This window comes from Methylobacterium indicum (genome assembly GCF_017347565.1).
GTDB classification, from domain to species: Bacteria; Pseudomonadota; Alphaproteobacteria; order Rhizobiales; family Beijerinckiaceae; genus Methylobacterium; species Methylobacterium indicum.
Window position 1 is genome coordinate 802,997 of record NZ_AP024145.1, and the last position, 23,973, is coordinate 826,969.

Annotated in this window: 20 protein-coding genes; 8 read left to right on the forward strand and 12 right to left on the reverse strand. The window is 70.3% G+C overall.

Annotation, left to right across the window (positions count from 1 at the left end; translation table 11 throughout):
- Window positions 1-62: 62 nt before the first annotated feature.
- The 3 genes from miv_RS03680 to miv_RS03690 all read left to right on the forward strand — a co-directional run bounded on the left by miv_RS03680 (window position 63) and on the right by miv_RS03690 (window position 5,370).
- Window positions 63-3,251: an efflux RND transporter permease subunit gene (locus miv_RS03680; protein ID WP_048429713.1), complete on the forward strand. Its 3,189-nt coding sequence runs from the start codon at window positions 63-65 to the stop codon at window positions 3,249-3,251.
- 143 nt (window positions 3,252-3,394) lie between these two features.
- Entirely contained in the window at window positions 3,395-4,426 is a 1,032-nt protein-coding gene (locus tag miv_RS03685) for an SDR family oxidoreductase (RefSeq protein ID WP_207181489.1), read from the forward strand.
- An 80-nt stretch (window positions 4,427-4,506) separates the two neighbouring features.
- A complete protein-coding gene (locus miv_RS03690; RefSeq protein WP_207181492.1) occupies window positions 4,507-5,370 on the forward strand; it encodes an MBL fold metallo-hydrolase in 864 nt (287 codons plus the stop codon).
- Between the two features lie 7 nt (window positions 5,371-5,377).
- Here the strand turns inward: miv_RS03690 and miv_RS03695 are convergent, their stop codons facing one another.
- Both miv_RS03695 and miv_RS03700 read right to left on the reverse strand, forming a co-directional pair.
- Window positions 5,378-6,373, reverse strand: a complete 996-nt coding sequence (locus tag miv_RS03695; protein ID WP_207181494.1) for a ferredoxin reductase domain-containing protein — start codon at window positions 6,371-6,373, stop codon at window positions 5,378-5,380.
- 56 nt (window positions 6,374-6,429) lie between these two features.
- On the reverse strand, window positions 6,430-6,783 hold the full coding sequence (locus miv_RS03700; RefSeq protein ID WP_058618071.1) for a hypothetical protein: 354 nt from the start codon (window positions 6,781-6,783) through the stop codon (window positions 6,430-6,432).
- A 221-nt stretch (window positions 6,784-7,004) separates the two neighbouring features.
- Between miv_RS03700 and miv_RS03705 the strand changes: the two genes are divergently transcribed.
- A complete protein-coding gene (locus miv_RS03705; RefSeq protein ID WP_048461218.1) occupies window positions 7,005-7,385 on the forward strand; it encodes a response regulator in 381 nt (126 codons plus the stop codon).
- A gap of 464 nt (window positions 7,386-7,849) precedes the next feature.
- On the opposite strand, the gene miv_RS03710 is transcribed toward miv_RS03705, so the two are convergent.
- A complete protein-coding gene (locus miv_RS03710; protein WP_207181496.1) occupies window positions 7,850-9,004 on the reverse strand; it encodes an epoxide hydrolase family protein in 1,155 nt (384 codons plus the stop codon).
- Window positions 9,005-9,165: 161 nt separating this feature from the next.
- On the opposite strand from miv_RS03710, the gene miv_RS03715 reads away from it, so the two are divergent.
- Window positions 9,166-10,056: a LysR family transcriptional regulator gene (locus miv_RS03715; RefSeq protein WP_207181498.1), complete on the forward strand. Its 891-nt coding sequence runs from the start codon at window positions 9,166-9,168 to the stop codon at window positions 10,054-10,056.
- A gap of 261 nt (window positions 10,057-10,317) precedes the next feature.
- A complete protein-coding gene (locus tag miv_RS03720) occupies window positions 10,318-10,602 on the forward strand; it encodes a hypothetical protein (protein WP_207181500.1) in 285 nt (94 codons plus the stop codon).
- Between the two features lie 402 nt (window positions 10,603-11,004).
- Here the strand turns inward: miv_RS03720 and miv_RS03725 are convergent, their stop codons facing one another.
- The 7 genes from miv_RS03725 to miv_RS03755 all read right to left on the reverse strand — a co-directional run bounded on the left by miv_RS03725 (window position 11,005) and on the right by miv_RS03755 (window position 20,911).
- Window positions 11,005-13,887: an EAL domain-containing protein gene (locus miv_RS03725; RefSeq protein WP_048426770.1), complete on the reverse strand. Its 2,883-nt coding sequence runs from the start codon at window positions 13,885-13,887 to the stop codon at window positions 11,005-11,007.
- Window positions 13,888-14,058: 171 nt separating this feature from the next.
- Window positions 14,059-15,108, reverse strand: coding sequence for a UDP-3-O-acyl-N-acetylglucosamine deacetylase (locus tag miv_RS03730; protein ID WP_207181502.1), 1,050 nt, complete (start codon window positions 15,106-15,108; stop codon window positions 14,059-14,061).
- A 4-nt stretch (window positions 15,109-15,112) separates the two neighbouring features.
- On the reverse strand, window positions 15,113-16,408 hold the full coding sequence (locus miv_RS03735; protein ID WP_207181504.1) for a M16 family metallopeptidase: 1,296 nt from the start codon (window positions 16,406-16,408) through the stop codon (window positions 15,113-15,115).
- Window positions 16,405-17,817: a threonine synthase gene (gene thrC, locus miv_RS03740; RefSeq protein ID WP_058618058.1), complete on the reverse strand. Its 1,413-nt coding sequence runs from the start codon at window positions 17,815-17,817 to the stop codon at window positions 16,405-16,407. The genes miv_RS03735 and thrC overlap by 4 nt, the downstream gene beginning before the upstream one ends.
- A gap of 64 nt (window positions 17,818-17,881) precedes the next feature.
- On the reverse strand, window positions 17,882-18,298 hold the full coding sequence (locus miv_RS03745) for a DUF4864 domain-containing protein (RefSeq protein ID WP_048426773.1): 417 nt from the start codon (window positions 18,296-18,298) through the stop codon (window positions 17,882-17,884).
- A 417-nt stretch (window positions 18,299-18,715) separates the two neighbouring features.
- Window positions 18,716-20,149 carry a pyruvate kinase gene (gene pyk, locus miv_RS03750; protein WP_058618059.1) on the reverse strand — a complete coding sequence of 478 codons (1,434 nt, stop codon included), beginning with the start codon at window positions 20,147-20,149 and terminating at the stop codon, window positions 18,716-18,718.
- Between the two features lie 33 nt (window positions 20,150-20,182).
- Window positions 20,183-20,911: a hypothetical protein gene (locus miv_RS03755; RefSeq protein ID WP_207181506.1), complete on the reverse strand. Its 729-nt coding sequence runs from the start codon at window positions 20,909-20,911 to the stop codon at window positions 20,183-20,185.
- A 187-nt stretch (window positions 20,912-21,098) separates the two neighbouring features.
- On the opposite strand from miv_RS03755, the gene miv_RS03760 reads away from it, so the two are divergent.
- Complete coding sequence (locus miv_RS03760) at window positions 21,099-21,470, forward strand: hypothetical protein (protein ID WP_048426776.1); 372 nt, start codon at window positions 21,099-21,101, stop codon at window positions 21,468-21,470.
- A gap of 187 nt (window positions 21,471-21,657) precedes the next feature.
- Window positions 21,658-22,155 (forward strand): P-loop nucleotide/nucleoside kinase family protein, encoded by a 498-nt coding sequence (locus miv_RS03765; protein WP_048426777.1) that lies wholly within the window; start codon window positions 21,658-21,660, stop codon window positions 22,153-22,155.
- 28 nt (window positions 22,156-22,183) lie between these two features.
- Here the strand turns inward: miv_RS03765 and miv_RS03770 are convergent, their stop codons facing one another.
- Together miv_RS03770 and miv_RS03775 are read right to left on the reverse strand one after the other, a co-directional pair.
- The gene (locus miv_RS03770) at window positions 22,184-23,071 is read right to left on the reverse strand and encodes a VOC family protein (RefSeq protein ID WP_207181508.1); all 888 of its coding nucleotides are present in this window, start codon (window positions 23,069-23,071) and stop codon (window positions 22,184-22,186) included.
- Window positions 23,068-23,970, reverse strand: coding sequence for an SMP-30/gluconolactonase/LRE family protein (locus miv_RS03775; RefSeq protein ID WP_207181510.1), 903 nt, complete (start codon window positions 23,968-23,970; stop codon window positions 23,068-23,070). The genes miv_RS03770 and miv_RS03775 overlap by 4 nt, the downstream gene beginning before the upstream one ends.
- Window positions 23,971-23,973: the final 3 nt, after the last annotated feature.

The window sequence follows — 23,973 nt, forward strand, 5'->3', positions numbered from 1 at the left end:
ACGGCCCCCGCCGTCGCGGGGGCGCCACGCCCGACCAGCCGAAGGGCGCGAGAGGCCCACCGATGCGTTTTGCCCATTTCTTCGTCGACCGGCCGATCTTCGCCTCGGTGACCTCGATCGTCATCCTGATCATCGGCTACGTCTCGTACATCTCGCTGCCGGTCTCGCAATATCCCGAGATCGTACCGCCGACGGTCGTCGTGCGCGCCTCCTATCCGGGCGCCAACGCCGAGACCGTGGCGGCCACCATCGCGACGCCGATCGAGCAGGAGATCAACGGCGTCGACAACATGCTGTACATGTCGTCGCTGTCGACCAACGACGGCAACATGCAGCTGACCGTCACCTTCGCGCTCGGCACCAACCTCGACATCGCCAACGTGCTGGTCCAGAACCGGCTCTCGGTCGCCCAGCCGCGCCTGCCCGGCGACGTGCGCAACCTCGGCGTCACGGTCCGCAAATCCTCGCCCGACCTGATGATGGTCGTGCACGTGCTCTCGCCCGACGGCACCTTCGACCAGAACTACCTCGCCAACTACATCTATCTGCGCCTGCGCGATCCCTTGCTGCGCCTCAACGGTGTGGGCGACATCACGGTGTTCGGCGGCTCGGAATACGCGCTCAGGCTCTGGCTCGACCCGAACAAGCTCGCCTCCTACCAGCTCTCGACCACCGACGTGATCAACGCGCTGCAGGAGCAGAACGTCCAGGTGGCGTCGGGCGCGCTCGGCGCGCCGCCCGCGCCCGCGAGCCAGGCGTTCCAGCTCACGGTGCAGACGCAAGGCCGCTTCCAGGACCCGAGCGAGTTCCGCAAGGTGATCGTCAAGGCGTCCGACGGGCGCCTGGTGCGGATCTCCGACGTCGCCCGGGTCGAGCTCGGCCAGAAGGACTACACGACGAAGTCGTTCCTCAACGGCCAGCCCGCCATCGGCATCGGCGTGTTCCAGCGCCCGGGCACCAACGCGCTCGAGGCGGCCGAGCAGGTCCAGGCGCTGATGAAGACGCTGGCCAAGGACTTCCCGCCCGGCCTCGAATTCAAGATCGCCTACAACCCGACCGAGTTCATCGCGGAATCGGTGCACGAGGTCTACAAGACGCTCGGCGAGGCGGTGGTCCTCGTCGTCGTGGTGATCCTGATCTTCCTTCAGAGCTGGCGCACCGCGATCATCCCGATCATCGCGATCCCCGTCTCGCTGATCGGCACCTTCGCGGTGATGGCGCTGCTCGGCTTCTCGCTCAACAACCTGACGCTGTTCGGCCTCGTGCTCGCCATCGGCATCGTCGTCGACGACGCGATCGTGGTGGTGGAGAACGTCGAGCGCAACATGGCCGAGGGGCTCTCCCCCGGCGAGGCGGCCCACAAGACCATGGACGAGGTCGGCGGCGCGGTCGTCGCCATCGCGCTCGTTCTGTCGGCGGTGTTCATCCCGACCGCCTTCATCCCGGGCATCTCGGGCCAGTTCTACCGGCAGTTCGCGCTCACCATCGCGGCCTCGACCATCATCTCGATGTTCAACTCGCTGACGCTGTCGCCGGCGCTCTGCAAGCTGCTGCTGAAGCCCCATTCCGAGCACCATCGGCCGCGCTTCTTCCTGGCCCGGTTCGGGTCCTGGGCGGCCAACACCTTCAACCGCGCCTTCGACGCGACGGCGAACGGCTACGCGGCGACGATCCGCTTCCTCACCGGACGCCTCGTGCCGCTCCTTGCCATGCTGCTGCTCTACGCGGGCGTGATCTACGGCGTGCTGCATCTCGTGCGCACCACGCCGACGGGCTTCATCCCGCTCCAGGACCAGGGCTACCTGCTGGTGGTGGTGCAGCTGCCGCCCGGCTCGTCGCTCGAGCGCACCACCGCGGTGGTGCAGGAGGTCTCGCGCCGCTCCCTCGACATCGACGGCGTCGGCAACACCGTCGTCATCGCGGGCTTCGACGGCGCGACCTTCACCAACACCACCAACGGCGCGGTGATGTTCCTGCCGCTCAAACCCTTCAAGGAGCGCCTGGAGAAGGGCCTCACGGCGGGCAAGATCCTGCAGGCCGTGCTCGCCAAGACCGCGCCGATGCAGGAGGCCCGCATCATCGCGATCCCGCCGCCGCCGGTGCGGGGTCTGGGCAATGCGGGCGGCTTCAAGATGCAGGTGCAGAGCCGCGAGGGCTCGGACATCGCCCGCCTGCTCCAGGTCTCGGGCGACCTGATCGGGGCGGCCAACCGCGACCCGGCGCTGACCCGCGTCTTCACCACCTTCGGCAACGACACGCCGCAGATCTACCTCGACATCGACCGCACGGTGGCGCGGATGCTGAACGTGCCGCTCGCCAACGTCTTCTCGACCCTCCAGGTCAACCTCGGCGGTGCCTACGTCAACGACTTCAACACCTTCGGGCGCATCTACCAGGTCCGCGCCCAGGCCGACGCCAAGTACCGGATGGAGAAGGAGGACATCGAGCGGCTCAAGGTGCGCTCCTCCACCGGTGCGCTGGTGCCGATGGGCACGCTCGCCAGCATCCGCGACATCGCCGGCCCCCAGATCGTCCAGCGCTACAACCTGTACTACTCGATTCCCGTTCAGGGCGATTCGAAGCCCGGCGTCTCCTCGGGCCAGTCCCTCGACGCGATGGAAAAGCTCGCCCGCCAGACCCTGCCCGACGGCATGAGCTTCGAGTGGACCGAGATCGCGTTCCAGGAAAAGGCGGTCGGCAACACGGCGATCTACGTCTTCGCGCTCGGCGTGCTGCTGGTCTTCCTGGTGCTCGCCGCGCAGTACGAATCCTGGGCGCTGCCGCTCTCGATCCTGCTGGTGGTGCCCACCGGCGTGCTGGCGGCCTTGGCCGGCGTGCAGTTCCGGGCCCAGGACAACAACATCCTGACCCAGATCGGCCTCATCGTGCTCATCGGCCTGGCGGCCAAGAACGCGATCCTGATCGTCGAGTTCGCCCACCAGATCGAGGAGAGCGAGCGCCGAGGGCCGGTCGCGGCGGCCGTCGAGGCCTGCCGGCTTCGCCTGCGGCCGATCCTGATGACCGCCTTCGCGTTCATCCTCGGCGTGGTGCCGCTCGCCTTCGCCACCGGCCCGGGCGCCGAGATGCGCCAGGCGCTCGGCACGGCGGTGCTGTTCGGCATGCTGGGCGCCACGATCTTCGGCCTGTTCCTGACACCGGTCTTCTACGTGGTGATCCGCAACGTCATGATCCGGATCAACCGCTGGCGCGGCGTCGACGAGCACCCCGGCGAGCCCGAGCCGGCGCGGTGACCGGCCTCATCGCGTGACGCGAACCGACGCCCCCGGACGCCACCGTCCGGGGGCGTCGTCGGTTCGGGTGCGGCATCGCCGCCCCCGAACCGCCCGCCCGGCTCCCGCATTGCCGGCCTGATTCGAGAGATCGGGAGGTAGGCGTGGCACGGGTGGCGGTGGTGACGGGCGGCACGGCGGGGATCGGTCTGGCGACCGCCCATGCGTTTGCCAGGGACGGCTGGTCGGTCGGGATCGTCGCCCGCGACGAGGGCCGCCTGCGCGATGCGGAAGCGGCCTTGCGCCGGCACGGCGGTGCGGTGCTGGCGATCTCCGCCGACGTCGCCGACGCGGAGGCGGTGAATGCCGCCGCCGACCGGTTCGAGGCCGAGCTCGGGCCGATCGACACCTGGGTCAACAACGCGATGTCGTCGATCGTCGCGCCCGCACCCGAGATCGCGCCCGAGGAATGGCGGCGCGTCACCGAGACCACCTATCTGAGCCAGGTCTGGGGCACGCTCGCCGCGCTCCGGCACATGCGGGGGCGCAACCGCGGCACCATCGTGCAGGTCAGTTCGGGCTTGGGGCTTCGCGCGATGCCCCTGCAGGTGCCCTACTGCGCCGCCAAGCACGCCGTGACCGGCTTCACCGACGGCCTGCGCTCCGAGTTCCTGCACGAGGGCGTCGCGATCGACCTGACGGTCGTCTACCTGCCGGCGGTGAACACGCCGCAATTCGGCTGGGCCCGCACCCGCACGGGCGCCGAGCAGGACATCCCGGCCCCGGTCTTCGATCCGCGGCTCTGCGCCGACGCGATCCTGTTCGCGGCCAACCACCGCCGCCGCGACATCTATGTCGGCCGCTCGACCGTGCAGATGGGCCTGATGCAGGTGGTCTCGCCGGCCCTCTCCGACCGGTTCATGGCCCGCGGCTGGGACGCGCAGATCGGCGCGCCCTCGCCCGACAAGGCCGGCAACTTGTTCGAACCCGCTCCCGGACCCGCCGCGATCGACGGAAAATTCGCCGACAAGACCACGCCGACCCGCAGCGAGTTCGTCACCGACCGCCAGCGCGACGTCCTCGTCGCCGGCCTCGCGGCGCTCGCCGTCGGGGGCGTGGCGGCGCTCGCCCTCGGCGCCGGAGCGGCGCGCCGCCTCGGGCGCCGTCGTCGCCGGCTCCTGCCGCGGGTGTTCTGACGGAACGCTCCGCGTCGACGCCCGGCCGGGCGCGCCCTATCTCCGGCCGCATCCCCCCGCCTCGCCCCGATAGGTCTCGCGTGCCCGGTTACCTGCCCTTCGCGGGCGCCCTCAAGCTGCCCAGCTTCGTCTGCGACAATTGCGGCTTCTGGCAGCGCCATTTCGCGGCGCCGCCGAGCTGCCCGCTCTGCCTCGATGCCCGCCACGTCGTACCCCAGGACGGCTGGCGCTTCCGCGGCGTGGACGAAGCGCAGGCTTCCTTCCCGTGCCATTGGGAGGAGGTCGAGGCGGGGGTGTGGAAGTTCTGGAACGAGCCGGTCACCGGCATCGGGCCGAGCGCCTACCTGATCGTCACGCCCCAGGGCAACATGGGCTTCGAGGGCTGCCCGGTCTTCAGCGAGGCGGCGCTCGACCACATCGACGCGCTCGGCGGCATGACACTGCTGTCGGCGTCGCACCCGCACAGCTACGGCGCGCTGCCCCAGCTCCAGGACCGCTTCGACCCCGAACTGTGCCTGCCCGCCGCCGACTTCACCTGGAGCGCCGCGCTCCAGGTCTCCTGGCCGTACGACGACGTGCTGGAGCCGCTGCCGGGCCTGACCCTTCACCGCACCGCCGGCCATTTCGACGGCCACGCCGTTCTGCACGACGCAACCCGCGGCATCGTGTTCTGCGGCGATGCGCTGAAGTTCGAGCTGAATCCGGACAACCCGCGCGAGGCCCTGACCATCTCGGCCCACAAGGCCTTCGTGCGCGGCGTACCGCTGACCCATGCGGAACTCACCCGCTACCGCGAGGTCTTCGCGGCGCTCGACTTCCACCAGACCTGGACGCCGTTCGAGCAGGCGGCGAATGTCGGGCGGGCCGAGGTGCTGGCGCTGATCGACGCGATGCTGGCCGGGCGGCCGCACGCCTATCCGGTGCCGGTCTCCGACCTGCGCTGACGGGCGGTCAGAGCCCGAATTGCGCCCCCGTATCCCCCGGCGTGACCAGGCTGCGGGCCCGGCTGCGGGAGGGCAGGAACGGGAGGGCGGCGCAGGTCGCACCGACGCTGTCGCAGAGCCGCTCGACCGCCCGCACGATGTCCGGCGGGCCGGCGACGTGGACCGTGTCGCTGCCGCGCAGGGTCGGCAGGTGGGCGGTCACGGGTCCGTGGCGCACGTCGGCCTGGCCGCGGCGGTCGCGGCTCGCGGCCAGCGTGATCTGCGGCACGCCGGTGGCGCGCAGCCAGTCGAGGCCGGGGCGCATGTAGAGGTCGTCGGCGTCGGCGGCGCCCGCCACCACCACCATCTCGCGGGCGGTCTCGCGGTGGCGCGCCGCGCGGGCGATCGCCCAGATCGGCGCGAAGCCGGTCTCGGCCGAAACCAGGATCAGGCGGCCGGGGCCGGGACGGTACGGCGTACCGCCGGCCGGTCCCTTGATGCGCACGACGTGGCCGGGCCGCACCGCCTCGCCGAGGGCGGGACCCAGCGTGCCGACGTCGCGGCGCAGGTGGAAGACGAGCTCGTTGAGCTCGGTGTTGCCGTCGATGCGCTGGGTCGGGCAGTAGGGCCGCGCCGGCATTCCCGCGAAGGCGACCTCGACCGCCTGGCCGGGTGCCACGTCGAGGTTGCGCGAGACCGTGACCACCACCTCGATCACCGCGCCGGAGAGCGGGGCGACGGAGAGCAGCGTGCCGGCCCGCTTCACCGTCCGCAACACCGCGAGCGGGGAGGGGGCGGGGCCCGGCCGGGTGGCGGCGCCGTCGCCGAGGCGGGGCCGGGCGCGGCTGGTGTTGCGCAGGCGCGGCAGGGAATCCTGGATCTGCGCGCCTTGCAGCTGGGCATCCTGGATCACCCCGTCGCGGCCGGCCGCCACGTTCCGGGGCAGCGCGGCATCGAGGGGCGTGTCGCCGGTCGCCACACGAACGGGCTTGCCGTTGACGACGAGCGAGCAGCGGGGGCTCATGGCCGTCTCCGTGCGACTGCGGGGACCCGTGATCTCGGGTCGATGCGGGGGGCGCCTCAACGGGAGGCGAACAGCAGGCGCTCGACCAGCGAGGCCCAGCGGTCGCGGTCGGCCCGCAGGTCGTCCTGGATGGTGTCGTCCTGCGCCTGCTGGGTGGTGAGCGCCGCGACCTGCGCCCGCAGCTCGGCGGCCGCCTCGCGCTCGGAGCGGATCACCGCCTTCATCACCTTGTTCTCGGCCTCGAGCTGGGCGACGAGCTCGTCGAGATCCTCCTCGGGCGCCTCGTCGGGCTCGGGCAGGCGGTAGGGCCGGGGGCCGAGCCAGCCCGGCGGGAGGAGCAGGCGCCGCACCAGATCGAAATCCGGGCCGCCCCGCTCCTGGCCCGCGATGTTCAACGCCGCCTCGCCCATCGCCGACACTCCGCGCCTCGTCCAAGCCGCCCGGGTCGCGCCCCGATGGGCGCGCCGCCGCCGATCACGGCCCGGCAAACCATGCCGGCAACATGGTTAAGGAGCCTTTAATCCCGGGTGCCGCATCCGCGTGATTGACCGGGCCCGGCCGGCGACACACTCTCGCCGCGGATGCCGGGGCCGGGCACCGATTCGCCCGCCCCGAACCGACGGAGATCGCGATGCTGGACGGACGACGGGTGCTGATCGTCGAGGACGAGGCGCTGGTCGCCCTGGAACTGACCGAGATCGTCACCGGCGCGAACGCCCACGCCGTCGGCCCGGCCCGGACCAACCGCGAAGCCCTGGCGCTGATCGACCTCGAGGCGATCGACCTCGCGATCCTCGACCTCAACCTCGCCGACGGCGAGGCCACCCCAACCGCCGAGGGCCTGATCGCCAAGGGCATCCCGGTCCTGATCTGCACCGGCGGCGTCCTGCCCCGCGCGATGCGGCTCTTGTGGCCGGACCTCCCGATGCTGAGAAAGCCGCTGAACCCGGAGCGGCTGGTCGAGGCGTTGGGGATGTTGTGTGGGGAGATGGTGGGGGGCGAGCGGGTTTGACGCGGCGCGGGGGCGGTTCGGCGGATTGATGCGCGTCGGTTGATCTGTTCTGACGCTGTTGATGACTGATCGTCTTATATTATTGCATTTTAAGACTCGATCCATTCGATATAGAAAGACTTCGTGTCTGATTTGGTCAATTAGGGCGGGGCTCAATGGAACTCCCGACGAGGCGACAGTGCCACGTTGTCCGTTCGGGTGTCGTACGCACGGTGGGCCGTCCAACAGCCTAACAGACGCCGCCTCAGCGTGCCGCAGTGCGAACCGCTGCGGTATGCCGCTCTGGATGGCCGGAATAACGAACGCGCCTCGGAGCACCGCGCCTGTGATCCGCAAGGGGTGGGAAGCGGACCCTCTATCGCCGGCGCTACGATCCTCACCCGAGAAGAGGCGGGCCATCTTACCGGATCCGGAACCAGCAGAGTTATCTACGGCGCCGGATCCGCCTGTTCGGGGAGGCGCGCTTACTGGATGAGGCCGAAGGTTTCTCGTACGTCGTCGATGAACGCAGCCGGGTTTTCCATCGCAGCGAAGTGGCCACCCCTGGTCGGTTCGTTGAAAAAGCGCAGGTCTGCAAATCGCCGCTCGGCCCAACGCCGTGACAGGCGCACCGCTTCGCCGGGAAACATGCTGATGCCAGCTGGTATCGGGATCGGCGCGCTAAACATTCCTTCCGCTCGGCCTTGAGCGTTCTCCCAATAGAACCTGGCAGCACTCGCACCGGCATTGGGAAGCCAATAAAGCATGATGTCATCGATTATGTGGTCGAGCGGGATTGCTTGTTCGGGCGCACCACCGCTGTCGGTCACGTCGCGAAACAGCGCATAGATCCAGGCAGCGAGGCCTACCGGCGAGTCCGCCAGCGCGAAAGCGATCGACTGCGGCCGCGTATTCTGCAGCTGCATATAGCCGGAATGCTCGCTCCAGTAGCGTCCTGCATCGGCGAGCATCGCCCGCTCTGCCGCCGTCGCCTCCGCGATTTCCTCGTCGGTGGGGCGGAACATGACCATGTTGAGGTGGATGCCTGCGAGTCCCGGGGGGCGCATGTGCGCGAGAGCCGTTACGACGGCCGCGCCCCAGTCGCCGCCCTGCGCCATCCAGCCCTCCCCGTAGCCGAGCCGCTGCATCAGTTCGCCCCAGGCCCGTGCGACGCGCGCGACGCCCCAGCCCGGAGCGTTCGGCTGGTCAGAGAAGCCGAAGCCCGGCATCGACGGGATCACGAGGTGGAAAGCGTGTCGCGGGTCACCGCCATGGGCTACGGGATCCGACAGGGGCCCAATGACGTCTCTGAATTCTAGGACCGACCCCGGCCAACCGTGCGCCAGGACCAGCGGCATCGCGTTGGGTTCTGGCGAGCGCACGTGGAGGAAGTGGATGCCAAGTCCGTCGACGGTGGTGAGGCTGCTGCCCCAGCCGTTGAGCAGCGCCTCAGCGGTGCGCCAGTCGTAGCCGCTGCGCCAACGGTCGACGAGCGTACGCACAGCGCCGAGTGGCGGACCCTGGCTCCCGTCCGTGACGGTACCCGCATCGGGCCAGCGGACTCGATCGAGCCGTTGGGCAAGGTCCGCGAGGGTTGCATCCTCAATTCGGATCGGGAACGGCGTGATGGCATCGGTCATGGCACAATCCTCGTCGACCCGCAGAGCCGGGGGTGAGGGCGGCGCCCCCGCGTCCTCGTTCATGACCCGTCCCCTGCGAATGGTCGGGGTGTTATGGCTGGCCCTCACTTCCATCGTCAGATGGGCGCACCGCGACAGGCTGTTGCCGAACTGGAACGACGATGCAGCTGGATGACCTGCGCGCTTTCGCCCGTATCGCCGACCTGCTGAGCGTGTCGGCTGCGGCGCGCGCGTTGTCCGTGCCGAAATCCAGCATCAGTCGCTCGCTCGCCCGGCTGGAGCGCGATGTGGGAGCCACGCTGGTCGATCGCTCGACCCGGCACCTGCGCCTCACCGATGCGGGCGTGGCGCTGTACCCGCACGCGTTGCGCATCGCCGTCGACGTGGACGAGGCTGCGGCCGCGCTCGACGGCCTCGCGGGTGTGGCCCGGGGCACGTTGCGGGTCAGCCTGCCGTTCACCGTCGCGGTGGCGCTCGTATCGCCTATGCTGCCCGCGTTCCTGGCCGCCAACCCGGAGGTGCGGGTTGTGCTCGACGTCGAGAACCGCTTCATCGACATGCCCGTGGAGCCCGTCGACCTCGTGATCCGGGTCGGCGCGCTGCCCGACAGTGACCTGATCGCGCGCCGCCTCATGATTTCGGAAACCTGGACCTGCGCCAGCCCCGCCTACCTGGCCGCCAGGGGCACGCCCGCCAGCGTCGCCGACCTCGGAGATCATACGCTGATTGCCTATTCCGATCGTGCGACCACGTGGGGGCCCGGGCCGGCCGGCGACGGTGTGGAGCGCGTGGAGTTCCTGCCTGCGGTGGTCGTCTCGGACTCCGCGGCGCTGCTGCCGGTGGTTTTGGGAGGCGGCGGCATCGCCCGCCTGCCCGACTTTCTCGCGGCCGCCCCGGTCGCGGACGGCAGGCTCGTTCGCCTCTGGCCTAGGCACGGAGGCGATTTGATCGACATTCACGCCATCTACCCCAGCCGCCATAGCCTCTCGGCGAAGGTGCGGGTTTTTATCGATGCCTTGCTGGCCTGGCTTCCTGAAGTCGACCGGCGCTGAACCCGCGACGCATGGTCTGATCTTCCGTCCAGTGAACAGGCGTGGTCGTAGATGGTCGGGATCTCTCTACGTTGGCATCGCGCATGAACGGCAGTGCCGAAGCGAGTAGCGCTTGATGCTGCGGGACCGCTTTGGGTCGAAAGCTGCCCGAATCGACTCCCCGCATCTGTCCGGGTATGCCCCTGTGGACGGCCGGAACACCGAACGAACCTCGGAGCGCCGCGCCGCGCTGCAGTCCGCTCTGGTTGAAAGCCGCATTTCATGTCCTTCTTCCGCAAGGAAGACAAATTGATTGACAAAGGCGTCTTCAGCTGTGCTGAGATCGCACGGCGGCAACGTCGAGTTCCGTTTCTGTCAGCGCCAATCTATGCATTATCAGCCTTCATGGCACTGCGCCTGAAGGGACCTCACGGCAATGCCCTGGACTGCTACCTCGTGGACGCTGCAATCGCCCTGCTCGTAGGGGGCCTCGGCTACGTCCTGACGAGTCTCTGCAATGCCTGGGCGTTTTTTCTTGTGCGCCTGATCTGGCCGAGGAGGGACTGAAGGGGTGGAGATTGTGACGCATGACCGCTCGGGGTCGAAAGCTGACCGAACGATGCTCAAAATCCGGTAGGGTATACATATGCGGACAGAAGCGGCCGCGCATAGCTCGCCTTGATGCGCGCTGGGCGACCGATGCGTCCGCCCGCTCTGCTAAAGACTCACTTGGTACGATACACTTAATCTATGCGAATTTCCGCAAGGCGATCGCCCCCTGCCATAATGACTGGTGAGTTCGCCCTTGGACGGCGGTTCGCCAGGCGGGCAGACCGGATTTCAGGTCTGGAACAGCGATCAAGGTGTTGCGCGGTTGCCGCCGAACATCCGTGATCCACGCGGAATAACACCGACTCCGCGGCCGAAACGGCCCGGCCGACCTTCCTGCGATCGCAGAAGGCGGCCCCCTCACGCCGCCTCCGGCGCCGCCCCCACCAACTGCCGCGCCTGCAGCACCGACATCGGCTCGCCGAAGGCGAAGCCTTGGGCGTAGTCGCAGCCGATCTCGGCGAGCGCGAGCGCGTCGGCCTCCGATTCGGCGCCCTCCGCCACGATCTCGAGGCCGAGTTCCTGGGCCATGCGGACGATCGAGCGCAGGATGCCGGAGCGGCCGTTCGCCATCTGGCGGACGAAGGACTGGTCGATCTTGATCGTGTCGAACGGGAAGCGCTGCATGTAGGTCAGCGCCGAGTAGCCGGTGCCGAAATCGTCGAGGCAGAGCCCCGCGCCGAGCTCGTGGATGCGGGCGAGCATCTGCGCGGCATATTCCGGGTTCTCCATCACCAGGGCCTCGGTCAGCTCGAGCTTGAGCGAGCCGGGGACGACGCCGGTGCGGGCGAGCACGGTCTTCACGTCGTGCAGGAGGTCGTGGCGCAGCAGCTGGCGCGAGGACAGGTTGACGGAGGCGAAGATCGGCGGCTCGACCACCAGGGCCTGCTGCCAGGCGGCGAGTTCGGCGGCGGTGCGCTCGAGCGCGAAGACGCCGAGATTGACGATGAGGCCGGATTCTTCCGCGATCGGCAGGAAGACCTGGGGGGCGACGCGGCCGAGCCGCGGGTGGTCCCAGCGCAAGACGGTCTCGAAGCCCGCGACGGTACGGTCCTCCAGGCGCACGATCGGCTGGAAGAGCACCTTGATCTCGTTGCGCTCCAGCGCCCGGCGCAGGTCGCTCTCCAGCATCATCCGCTCGCCGCGGTCGGAGCGCATGGTCGGGCGATAGACCTCGATCCGGTCGCCGCCCTGGCGCTTGCCGTTGATCATGGCGAGCTCGGCGTTCTTCACCACGTCGTCCCGCTTCACCACCGCGCCCGCCTCGTGCAGGGCGACGCCGATCGACGGGGTCAGGAAGATCTCGCGGTCGGCATAGGTGATCGGCGTGGTGATCGCCCGGCGGATGCTGTCGGCGAACGCGATGATCCGGTCGGGGTCGCGCTCGGAGAGCAGGATCACGGCGAACTCGTCGCCGGCGATGCGGGCAAGCGTGTCCTGCGGCCGCAGGAGCCGGTTGAGGCGGCGCGACAGGGTCAGCAGGATCGAATCGCCCGCCGAGAGGCCGATCGCGTCGTTGACCTGCTTGAACCGGTCGATATCGACCACGAACAGGGTGGGTTTCAGGCGCGGGTCCTGGCTCGCCAGGGCGATCGCGGCGTCGAGCCGGTCGTTGAACAATTCGCGGTTGGGCAGGCCGGTCAGGTTGTCGTGCACCGCGTCGTGGAGCAGGCGCTCCTCGGCGATCTTCGACTCGGTCACGTCCGCGATGGTGCCGACGATGCGCACCACCTCGCCGTCGGTGCCGATCACCGGCCGCGCCTTGAGGCGGAACCAGTAATACGGCCCGGCGGCGGAGCGCAGGCGGAAATCCTGGGAGATCCGGCCGCGGCGCTCCTCGATCACGGTGTCGAGGGCCGCCGAGTAACGCTCGACGTCGAAGGGGTGGAGGAGGGAGAGCCAGTTCGCCTGCGGACCCTCCAGCGCCCCGCGCTTGAGGCCGAGCTGTCCCTCGATCTCCGGGCCGGCGAAGACCCGGTCCCCCGGCACGTCCCAGTCGAACACCACGTCGCCGGCCCCCGTGAGCGCCAGCGCGCGGCGCTCGGTGTCGGAGACGAGGCTGTTGCCGATCCCGCCGCCCGCGAAGGCGTGCTGGAGCACCGTGAAGCCGATCAGCATCACGATCAGGACGAGGCCGCCGATCAGCGCCGGCTGCACGAGGTCGTTGTGGAGCTGGCCGGTGATGGCGAAGCCCGCCGCCACCACCCAGGCCAGCAGCAGCAGCCAGGTCGGGATCAGCAGGATCGCCCGGTCGTAACCGTTGTGGATGGCGAGATAGACGATGAGGAGCAGGCCGACGCCCGCGACCGTCGCCACCGAGATCCGCGCCACGCCCGCCGCCACCGGCGGATCGATCACCGCGAGGCCGACGAGGCCGGCGAGGAACAGGAGCCAGATCAGCGCGACGTGGCTGTAGCGGACGTGCCAGCGGGCGAGGTTGAGATAGGCGAACAGGAACACCAGCAGGGTCGCGCCGAGCACGGCCTCCGCGGAGGCGCGATAGATCCGCTCGGCGGCTTCCGTGACCGGGAAGATTCTCTGGAAGAACCCGAAATCGATGCAGGCATAGGCCAGCACCGCCCAGGCGAGCGCGGCCGCCGCCGGGAAGATGATCGCGCCCTTGACCACGAACACGATGGTCAGGAACAGGGCCAGGAGCCCGGCGATGCCGATGATGATGCCCTTGTAGAGGGTCAGCCCGGTCGCCTTCTTGCGGTAGGCGTCCTGATCCCAGAGGTAGACCTGCGGCACGTTGGGCGTGCGCAGCTCGGCCACGAAGGTGACGGTGGTGCCGGGATCGAGCGTGATGACGAACTGGTCGGCGTCCGGGCTCTCGTCGCGCTCGGGCCGGATGCCCTGGCTCGCCGTGATGGCGGCGATGCGCGAGCCGCCGAGATCGGGCCAGACCACGCCGGAGCCGACGAGGCGGAAATGCGGGGCCACCAGCAGGCGGTCGATCTGCTCGTCGGTGTCGTTGGTGAGCGCAAAGACCATCCAGTCCGGGCGGGCGCCGGTCTCGCGCGCCTTCACGGCGATGCGGCGCACGATGCCGTCCTTGCCGGGCGCGGTCGAGATCTGGATCAGGTCGCCGTCCGAGCGGTAGCGCTCGATCGCCGGGGTGAGGTCGATGGCCTGCGAGTCGAGGGTGACGCGCACGGCCTCGACCGCGCGGGCCTCCGGCGCGGCGAGGACCAGCCCGGCGAGGGCGGCGAGGCAGGCGAGGACGAGTGAGAGCGTACGCAAGCTTCGGGGTCTTCCGACCGGACGGGGGCGATCGCGGCCACGGGGCGGCATGAGGAGAGGCCGGACCGTACTGACGCCCAAGCTTGCGGGCAAGGCGGAGGTCCCGGATCTCCCCGGCCGTCCGCGAGCGCGACCGTCGGCGGGCTTCGATCGCTCCGCTTTGCGGCCAAATCAAGTTGTGGCGGCGTTGCCGGGGCCTGCCTCGGCGAGGGTGACGACCTCCCAGCATTCGGGGTGGCGCATCAGCTCGGTCAGGAATGCGAAGGTCAGGGCGTGGGTCGGGCAGTTCGCCACGATGCGCCCGAGGATCGGCCGGCCGGCCAGCGCGAGATCGCCGACGAGGTCGAGGATCTTGTGCCGCACCGGTTCGTCGGGGAAGCGCGCGCCGCCCAGGACCCGGCCGCCGAGCAGGATCGCCACCCGCCCGGGGCGGGCCCCCCGCAACAGCGGCTCGCGGTCGCGCGGGTGCATCCGCGCGTCGGTGTCCGGGCCGATCGGGCGGCTGTGCTCCGGCTGCGCCAGGGTCGGTTCGGGCCCGTCGCCACGCACCGTCTGGGCGTCGAAGGAGCGGGCCCAGAGCCGGTCCCGGGTTCCGGCCGGTAGCAGCGTGCGGGCGAGCCGGGTCTTGAGCAGCGTGCGCCAGATCAGCGAGGCGTTGCCGAAGCTGCGGCTCCGGGCGATCTCAGTGCGGAACGAGGCCGGATCGATCGGGCCGGCCCAGCGCAGCACGCCGAAGCCCGGCAGCCGGTCGGTGCTGACGTCGACGGCGAACGCCTCGGCCGGCTCGGCCCGCAGGAAGCCGTGCATCCCGTCGACCTGGAAGGGAGCCCGGATCCGCAGGACCTCGCGCGGCCGCTCCTGCACCACCCGACCGGCCGAATCGATCAGCCCGCACCAGCGCGACGCCGAGCCGTCGAGGATCGGGATCTCGGTGCCCTCGACGGTGATCGCCGCGTTGTCGATGACGGAGGCCGAGAGCGCCGCCATCAGGTGCTCGATCGTGCGCAGCTTGCGCCCGTCGGCGAGGGCCAATGCCGTGCACATGCGGCTGGCGATCCAGGGCACGGTGGTGGCGGGCACCGCGGGTCCGGCGCCCGGTACCGCGAAGCGGATGCCGTGACCGGCCGGGGCGGGCGCGATCGTCACGCGGGCGACGCGGCCGGTATGCATCCCGGGCCCGCGCACCGACACGCTCCGGCCGAGCGTCGCCTCGCGCTGCATCGCGTCAGGCTCCCCGCAGCGCCTTGCCCACGGTGTCGAGGCTCTGCAGCGTCTTGATCGGGCCGATCGCCGCCAGGGTCGGCGCCCCGGCGATGAGCGCTCGGCCGGCGGCCCGCACGTCGTCGGTCGTCACGGCATCGACCTTGGCGATCACCTCGGCGGCGGGGATCACCCGGCCCCAGGCGAGGAGCTGGCGCGCCGTGCGCTCGATGCGCCCGCCGGGGGTCTCGAGCGCCGAGAGCAGGGCGACCTTGAGCTGCGCCTTCGCCCGGGCGAGTTCGGCCTCGTCCACGGTGTCGGCGGCGTCGCGCAGGCAGGCGAGCGTCACGTCGACGAGGCCCGGCAGGTCGGAGCCCGCGGTGCCGGCGCCGATGCCGAACAGGCCGCAATCGCTGAACGGCCAGTGGAAGGCGTGGATCTCGTAGGCGAGCCCCCGGGTCTCGCGCACCTCGTGCCAGAGCCGCGAGGTCAGACCGCCGCCGAGCACCTGGGCGAAGAGGTGGGTGGCGTAATACCTGTCGTCGCGGAACGACAGGCCGGGAAGGCCGAGCACCAGGTTGGCCTGTTCGAGCTTGCGCTTCATCCGGCGCTCGCCGCCGCGATACTGCCCGGGCACCGCTTCGGGCGCCTCGCTGGCCGGCATCGCGCCGAAATGCTTTTCCGCCGCCGCCACGATGGCGTCGTGCTCGACGGCACCGGCGGCGGCCAGCACCATCCGGCCCGGCGTGTATTCGCGGGCGAGATAGGCCTCGATCGCCGCGCGGTCGAAGCTCTGGATCGTCTCGGGCCGCCCGAGGATCGGCCGGCCGATCGGCTGGTCGGGGAAGGCGGCCTCCGTGAAGGCGTCGTAGACGACGTCGTCGGGGGTGTCCTCGACGGCGGCGTATTCCTGCAGGATCACGCCCTTCTCGCGGGCGAGCTCGCCGGCCTCGAAGACCGAGCGGGTCAGGATGTCGCCGAGCACGTCGAGGGCGACCTCGGCATCCTCGCCGAGCACCCGGGCGGTGTAGCTCGTCTGCTCGACGCTGGTGGCGGCGTTGATCTCGCCGCCGACATTCTCGATGTCCTCGGCGATCTGGCGGGCCGAGCGCGTCGCCGTGCCCTTGAACGCCATGTGCTCGATGAGGTGGCTGAGCCCGTGCTCCTCCGGCCGCTCGTTGCGCGAGCCCGCCCCGACCCAGACCCCGAGGGTCGCTGTGGCGACTCCCGGCATCGCCTCGGTGGCGACGGTGAGCCCGTTGGCGAGCCGCGTGATCTTGAGGTCCGGCGAGGCGCCGAGCGTCGCGAAATGCTGGTTCATGCGGCACTCCTCAGGATGCGGGCGCGCTCGCGGATCGCCCGCTCCACCGCCGCCTCGTCGTTCGGCAGCACGGTGAAGCGCTCGCGCCGCTCCAGGAGATCCGCCAGATGCGGCGGGAGGGCCGGGCGCACGCCGGTCGCGGCCTCGACCGCATCCGGGAACTTGGCGGCATGCGCGGTGGCGAGCGCCACCACGGGGGTCGCCGGATCCTCGGCGAGCGCTTTACGGGCGGCGCGCACGCCGATGGCGCTGTGGGGATCGATGATCTGGCCGGTGCCCTTGTAGACGTCGCGGATCTCGGCGACGACCTCGTCCTCGGGCACCGCCGCCGCGTCGAACTCGGCCCGGATGCGCGCCAGGGTCCGCTCGTCGAGGGTGAAGGCGCCCGATTGCTTCAGGCCGGCCATCAGCCGGTTGACGGACGCGGCGTCGCGGTCGAGCGCCTCGAACAGCAGGCGCTCGAAGTTCGACGAGACCTGGATGTCCATCGACGGCGAGGTGGTCGGCGCGACGCCCCGCACCTCGTAGGAGCCGGTCGCGAGCGTCCGGGTCAGGATGTCGTTGGCGTTCGTCGCGATCATCAGCCGGCCGACCGGCAGGCCCATGCGCTTGGCGGCCCAGCCGGCCAGGATGTCGCCGAAATTGCCCGTCGGCACCGAGAACGAGACCGGGCGGTGCGGGCTGCCCAACGCCACCGCGCTGGTGAAGTAGTAGACGGCCTGCGCGGCGACCCGGGCCCAGTTGATCGAGTTGACGCCCGAGAGCCGGACCTCGTCGGCGAAGCGCGGGTGCTGGAAGAGCGCCTTCACGATCGCCTGGCAATCGTCGAACGTGCCCTCGACGGCAAGCGCGTGGATGTTGCCGGCATCCACCGTGGTCATCTGCCGGCGCTGCACCTCGGACACCCGGCCATGGGGGTAGAGGATGAACACGTCGACGTTGTCGAGGCCGCGGAACGCCTCGACGGCGGCGCTGCCGGTATCGCCCGAGGTGGCACCCACGATGGTGGCGCGGCTGCCCTTGGCCTTCAGCGCGTGGTCCATCAGCCGGCCCAGCAGCTGCATCGCCACGTCCTTGAACGCGAGCGTCGGGCCGTGATGCAGCTCGAGCAGGAAGAGGTTGTCGCCGAGCTGGGTCAGCGGGCAGACCGCCGGGTGCCGGAAGGTCGCGTAGGCCTCGTCGATCATCCGGTCGAAATCGGCCTGCGCGATCTCGCCGTCGACCAGCGGCGACAGCACGGTCTTGGCCGCCTCCGCGTAGGGCCGCCCGGCGAGACCCGCGATGGTCTCGCGGGAGATCTGCGGCCAGCTCTGCGGGATGTAGAGGCCGCCGTCGCGGGCGAGCCCCGCCAGCAGCGCGTCGGTGAAGGTCAGCGGCGCGGCGGCGCCGCGGGTCGAAACATGGAGCACGGTGATCAGTCCTGAGGCCGACGGCAGGCCCTACACGAATCCGGACCGCGCGTCAGCCCGCGGCTCAGGCGCTGGTGCCGGGCGCCTTGCGCAGGCGGCAGCCGGTGATCCGCCACGCCCCGTCCGCGTCGCGCTCCAGGGTATAGAGCGCCTCCCAGTCGGTGCCGTCCTGGTCCTGGATCCGCACGCCCTGCGCGAGGCTTCCGTCCGGCAGTTCCTCGTCGGTGCCGAACTCGAAGCGGCGGTTGCGGTAGACCGCCGCGTAGGCCTGCCGGACCATGCCGATGAACAGTTCGGGCGTGCCGAAGATCGACCGGATGGCGGGCGCGGCCTGGGCGTAGGCCGTCGCCGCGTCGTCCTGCCGGAAGGCGTCCTGCTGGCGCCGGATCACCGCCCGGGCCGCCTCCCGGTCGCCGCTGCCGGCCGCGAGGGCGCCCTGGCCGACGGCGAGCAGGGTCATCAGGGCGACGAGGGTGCGCATGGCCGGGCCCTCCTGGGTGTGTCTTTATGGGCGGTATCCGATCGGGATAACGCAGCGTAGCAGGCCGATGCCGCGCACACAACTTGTCCTCGTCCGAACATTTTGGGAATGGCGGACGGTCGCGGAGGGAAGGGGGCGGGTGCCTGATCATCAGCGTCCCGGTTCCCGTAGAGGCCGAATCTCCTACCCTCTCACCTCATCCTGAGGTGTTAGTCGATCGAAGATCGACTGACCTCGAAGGAGGGCTCCAGAGAAACCTCCGAGATCTCTGGAGCCCTCCTTCGAGGCTTCCTGCGGTCGAATGCGATCGCCGATCGCCAGCACCTCAGGATGAGGTGGTGGAAGGAGGAATTGATCGCGACGGTTTTGCGATCGTTTCGTTGGTTGTTGTGATTTCTGTCGAGTGACTGAGCTCGCCTATACCCCGCTCGCCTTCCGCCCCAACTCCACCACCCGCAGGTTGTTGGTCGTCCCCGCCCGGCCGAACGGGATGCCGGCCACCGCCACCACGAGGTCCGGGGCCTGCGCGAACCCTTCCTGGGCGGCGACCTCCGCGGCGCGGTCGACCATCGCCTCGTAGGAGTCGATCTCCGGGCCGAGCACCGAATGCGCGCCCCAGTACAGGCTGAGGCGGCGCGACACCGCCGTGTCGGAGGTCGCCGCCAGGATCGGCACGTTGGGGCGCTTGCGGGCGATGCGGGCGGCGGTGGTGCCGCTCGACGTGAAGGCGACGATCGCCGCCGCCTCGATCGCGTCGGCGAGGGTCGCGGCCGCGGCGGCCACGGCGTGGGGCGGGCTGTCCTCGACCTCCGGCTCGCTCGCCCGGACGAGGGAGCGGTAGAGCCGGTGCTGCTCGGTGCGGCGGATGATCCGGTCCATGATCGAGACCGCCTCGATCGGGTAGCGCCCCGCCGCCGACTCGGCCGAGAGCATCACCGCATCGGCGCCGTCATAGACGGCGGTCGCGACGTCCGAGGCCTCGGCCCGGGTGGGGGAGGGCGCCGACACCATCGATTCGAGCATCTGGGTCGCCACGATCACCGGCTTCACCGCCCGGCGGCAGGCGCGCACCAGTTCCTTCTGGCGCCCCGGCACGTCCTCGGGCGGCAATTCCACGCCGAGATCGCCGCGGGCCACCATTACCCCGTCGGCGATGCGGATGATGTCCTCGATGTGGTCGAGCGCCGAGGGCTTTTCGATCTTGGCGATCAGCCCCGCCCGGCCGGCGATCAGCCCGCGCGCCTCCATCACGTCGGAGGGGGTCTGCACGAAGGACAGCGCGACCCAGTCGACCCCGAGATCGAGTCCGAAGGCGAGGTCGCGCCGGTCCTTCTCGGTCAGCGGCGAGAGGGCCAGCACCGTGCCCGGCAGGTTGACGCCCTTGCGGTTGGAGATCGGCCCGCCGACCACCACGTCCGCGTCGATCGCGTCGTCGTCGACGCCCGCGACCCGCACCCGGACCCGGCCGTCGTCGATCAGGAGTTCCTGGCCCGGGGCCACGGCGGCGAAGATCTCCGGGTGGGGCAGGGGGATCGCGTCCGGTCCGCCCTCCCGGCCGTCGCGCACGAAGCGGATGCGGTCGCCGGTGGCGAGGTCGAACTTGTCCCCCCGCAGGGTGCCGATGCGGATCTTCGGGCCCTGCAGATCCTGCAGGATTCCGATCGGCCGGCCGGTCTCCTGCTCCAGCGCGCGGATCGCGGCGTGGACCTTGGCGTGGTCGTCGTGGGTGCCGTGCGAGAAGTTGAGCCGGAAGGTGTCGACCCCGGCAAGGAAGAGGGCCTTCAGCCGCTCCGGCGTGTTGCTGGCCGGGCCGACGGTGGCGACGATCTTGGCGTGGCGGTGGCGGCGCATCGGGCGCTCCTTGCTCTCGCGGGGATTTCGGAATCAGGGCTTGGTGCGACGGTAGACGTTCGTGAAGCTGACGTTCATGCCGCCGCAGGACGTGTTGTCCTCGGCAAGGAGGAAGGGCGGCAGCAGCCTGAGGCGAATCCGGCAATCGCCGGGCTCGCCGGCGGCGAAGGGCAGTGTGCCCCCGTCTCCCATCGTGAAGGCGAGGAACGCTCCGCTCGGGGCTGTCGTGCCCTCGACGCTGCCCATGTTCACGGCACCGCGGCGGACGCGGTCGGGGTCGAGGGCGCCGTAGGTCGCATCGCCCTTGACCGAGAGCGTGCCGGCGGCCCTGCCCGGCCGGATGACGAGGGTCTGCTCGGGGGCCGTCCAGGTGCCGGTCCAGTCCGTCGGGCCGGGCGCGGGCGGCTCCGGCGCGCGGTCGACCGATCCCGCGGGCAGCCAGCCGGAGCGCACCGCGCCCGCCTTGCCGACATAGGTGGCGCAGACGTAGCCCGGCATCGTGCCGCCGAGGATCACGGTGTTGCCCGGCACTACGAACGCCTTCTCGCGGCAGGCCGGATCGGGCCCGGGGCATCCCTTGCGGTCGGACGCGCCCTGCACGAAGGAAACGCGGGCCTCGCCGGCCTTGACCGTGCCGAGGCTCGGACCGGGACCGAGGGCGCCGTAATCGACGCAATCGCCCTCTCCCGCGAGGGCCGCTCCCGGTCCCGCGAGCCAGGCCACAACGAGCAACCCCGCGCCACGCCGCGTCCCACCCTCCATCGCCACCATCCTGTCGCGCGTTGCCCCGTCGCCGCGAAAGCTAGGGCACCTTGGACCAAAGGAGCACCCGTCGGGGCCGCAATCGCATCGTCCGCCGCGGCGCCACGCTCTTGACGCCGGTTATGCTGCAACGCACCCTGTCTCCAAGAAACGTTCCGGCGACGATACGTAGGGGGTATCGACGGTCATGCTGTTTCAGCCGCCCGTGTTCGAGACGATCTTCCGCACACCCGTCGAGCATCGTCTGGTGATCCGGGGGTCGCGTAGCCGCGGCGCCCCGCTCGACGGCGTGCGCTGGTACCACGACGAGTTCGACGCCGCCGGTGCCCTGGTGGCCCGCTACGAGACCTACGACGAGACCGACGCGGCGGGCCAGGCGCGCTGCGGCTGGCGCCGCTACGATGCGGCGGGGCGCCTCGCCGCCCGCCACGAGGTGGCGATGCGCTGGTCGGCCCTCGTCGCCCTCAAGCAGTCGCGTCGGGGCGCCGAGATCGCCCTGCAGCGGGCCGGTATCCCGAGCTCGTCGGCGCCGCTGTCCCGCCGGGTGCTGGCGGCCTGACGCCGTCTCACCGCTTGACCCCTGGGGGTCGATCACGGCCCCGATCCCGACCATGACTGTCCCTCTTCATGTCGCGTCGTCGCACCGAATTACCCACCCGGCCCGATGAGTCGGGCCGGGTTTCGGCTGTCCGCGATCCCGTGAAGTGCTGGTGGTGCCTCTTGGCGCCCGGAAGGTCTGTTCCGTCATGTTCGATACCGATGCAGTGCTGCACCTCCTGTGCGGCAAGATCTCCGCTGGAAAATCGACGCTCGCGGCCCGCCTCGCCGCCGAGCCCGCGACGATCCTGGTCCGGGAGGACCAGTGGCTCGCCGGGCTCTATCCGGGCGAGCAGAACAGCCTCGCCGACTACGTCCGCAACGCCGGGCGCCTGCGCGGCGTGATGGCGCCGCACCTCGTCGCGCTGCTGCGGGCCGGGCTGTCCGTCGTACTCGACTGTCCGGCGAACACCCCGGAGAGCCGGGCCTGGATGCGGACGATCGTCCACGAGGCGGAGGTGGCGCATCGGCTCCACTACCTCGAAGCCGACGACGCGCTGTGCAAGGCGCGCCTGCGCGCCCGCAACGCCGCCGGCACGCACGAATTCACGGTGGACGACGCGGCATTCGACCTGTTCACCCGCTACTTCGTGCCGCCGGCTCCGGAGGAGGGGTTCGACGTGGTGCTGCACCGGCAGGAGGCGTAGGGCGCCGCTGCCGGGGCGGGCCCTCGCCTCACCTGGACGTCAGCATCACGAAATGTCCGTCCGGGTCGCGCAGAAGGGTGCCACCGCCCATGGCGGATCGAGATACCGGCTCGGCCGGGACGAGCCGGTCGGCATGGGCGGCGCGGGCGGCCGCGAGACCCTCAGCGTCGGCCATCGCGATCACCAGCCGGGTCGCCGCCACGTCGCCGATCGCGAGGTCGGAGACGGTCCGCGGATGCTCGCCGCGGTAGCACAAGAGCTCGACATGCGGCGGCCGCCCGTCCGGGAAGCCCAGCCCCGTCACCTCCACGGTCGGGGAGGGCACGGCGTCGAGGCGCGCCTGTTCGGGACCGGTATTGAGCGAGCGCGATACGACGGAGAGCCCGAGGGATTCGTAGAACGCGACGCTGCGGGCGGTGTCGGCGACCGAGATCGCCGAGTGGTCGAGACCGAGGCACGGATCGGCCGCTCCCGGCCGTCGCCAGGCTTGCGGAATCGCGTCCGGCGGGAAGGCCAGGAATTCGAGGGGATGGCCCTCCGGGTCGCGGAACTTGAACGCCGTCACGCCGCCCGAGGCGGCGGGCAGCCGCACCGGGCCGTCGGTCGAGATCGGGCGCCAGCCCGGATGCGCCGACAGGCGGGCATGGGCCGCCGCCATGTCGGCGACGATGATGGCGCAGTGCTGGAAGAGCGGGCTGAAGCCCGGTACGTCGCCCGGATAGGGCCGCCCGGCGGGCGCCGCCGTCGCGAGGTCGAGACGCTGCTCGCCGAGGCGCAGGGGCACGACATCGCCCGGCGCCGCCTCGGCGTCGGTGAAGCCCAAAGCCGCGCGGTAGAACGCCGCCAGCCCGTCCGGGTCTGCGGCGGCGAGGGCGATCCGGGCGAGACGCAGGGCTTGCAGGCGGGCGGCGCTCACGGGGTCTGCACCCCGCGCCGGTCGAGGAAGATGGAATAGAGCGTGTGCGAGCCGCCGATGAACAGGCGGTTCTTGGTCGGCCCGCCGAAGGTGATGTTCGAGACCGGATGCGGCACCAGGATCTTGCCCATCAGCTTGCCCTCCGGGCTGATGCAATGCACCCCGTCGGCCGCGCTCGACCAGACGTTGCCGTCCTCGTCGACCCGCATCCCGTCGCAATAGCCCGGTTCGATCTTGTGGAAGATGTCGCCGCCCGACAAGGCGCCGTCGGGCGCGACGTCGAAGACCCGGATGTACTGGCGCGGGTCCGGCTTCGACTGGTCTCCCGTCTCGGCGACGTAGAGCCGGCGTTCGTCGGGCGAGAAGGCGAGGCCGTTCGGCCCGTCGAAATCGCCGGCCATCACCTGGATCTCGCCCGTTCGCGGATCGAAGCGGTAGAGGGCCGGGGGCTGCTCGGAAGTCTGCCGCCCGCCCTCGTAGTCGTTCGAGATCCCGTAGACCGGGTCGCTGAACCAGATCGTTCCGTCCGACTTCACCACCACGTCGTTGGGCGCGTTCAGCCGCTTGCCGGCATGGCGCTCGACCAGCGTCGTGACCGTGCCGTCGTACTCGGTGCGGGTGAGGCAGCGGCCGCGATGCGAGCAGGCGATCAGACGGCCCTCGCGGTCCCGGGTCTGGCCGTTGGCGTAGTTCGAGGGCGCGCGATAGACCGAGAAGCCCGCACCCTCGATCCACCGCATGGTGCGGTTGCGCGGCAGGTCCTGGAACAGCAGGCAGTCGGCGTCGCCCATCCAGACCGGGCCCTCGATCCAGCGGAAGCCGGAGCCCAGCTCTTCGAGCGGCGCATTGGCGAGAACGTAGTGCTTGAAGCGCTCGTCGTGGATCTCGAACCCGTCCATGCG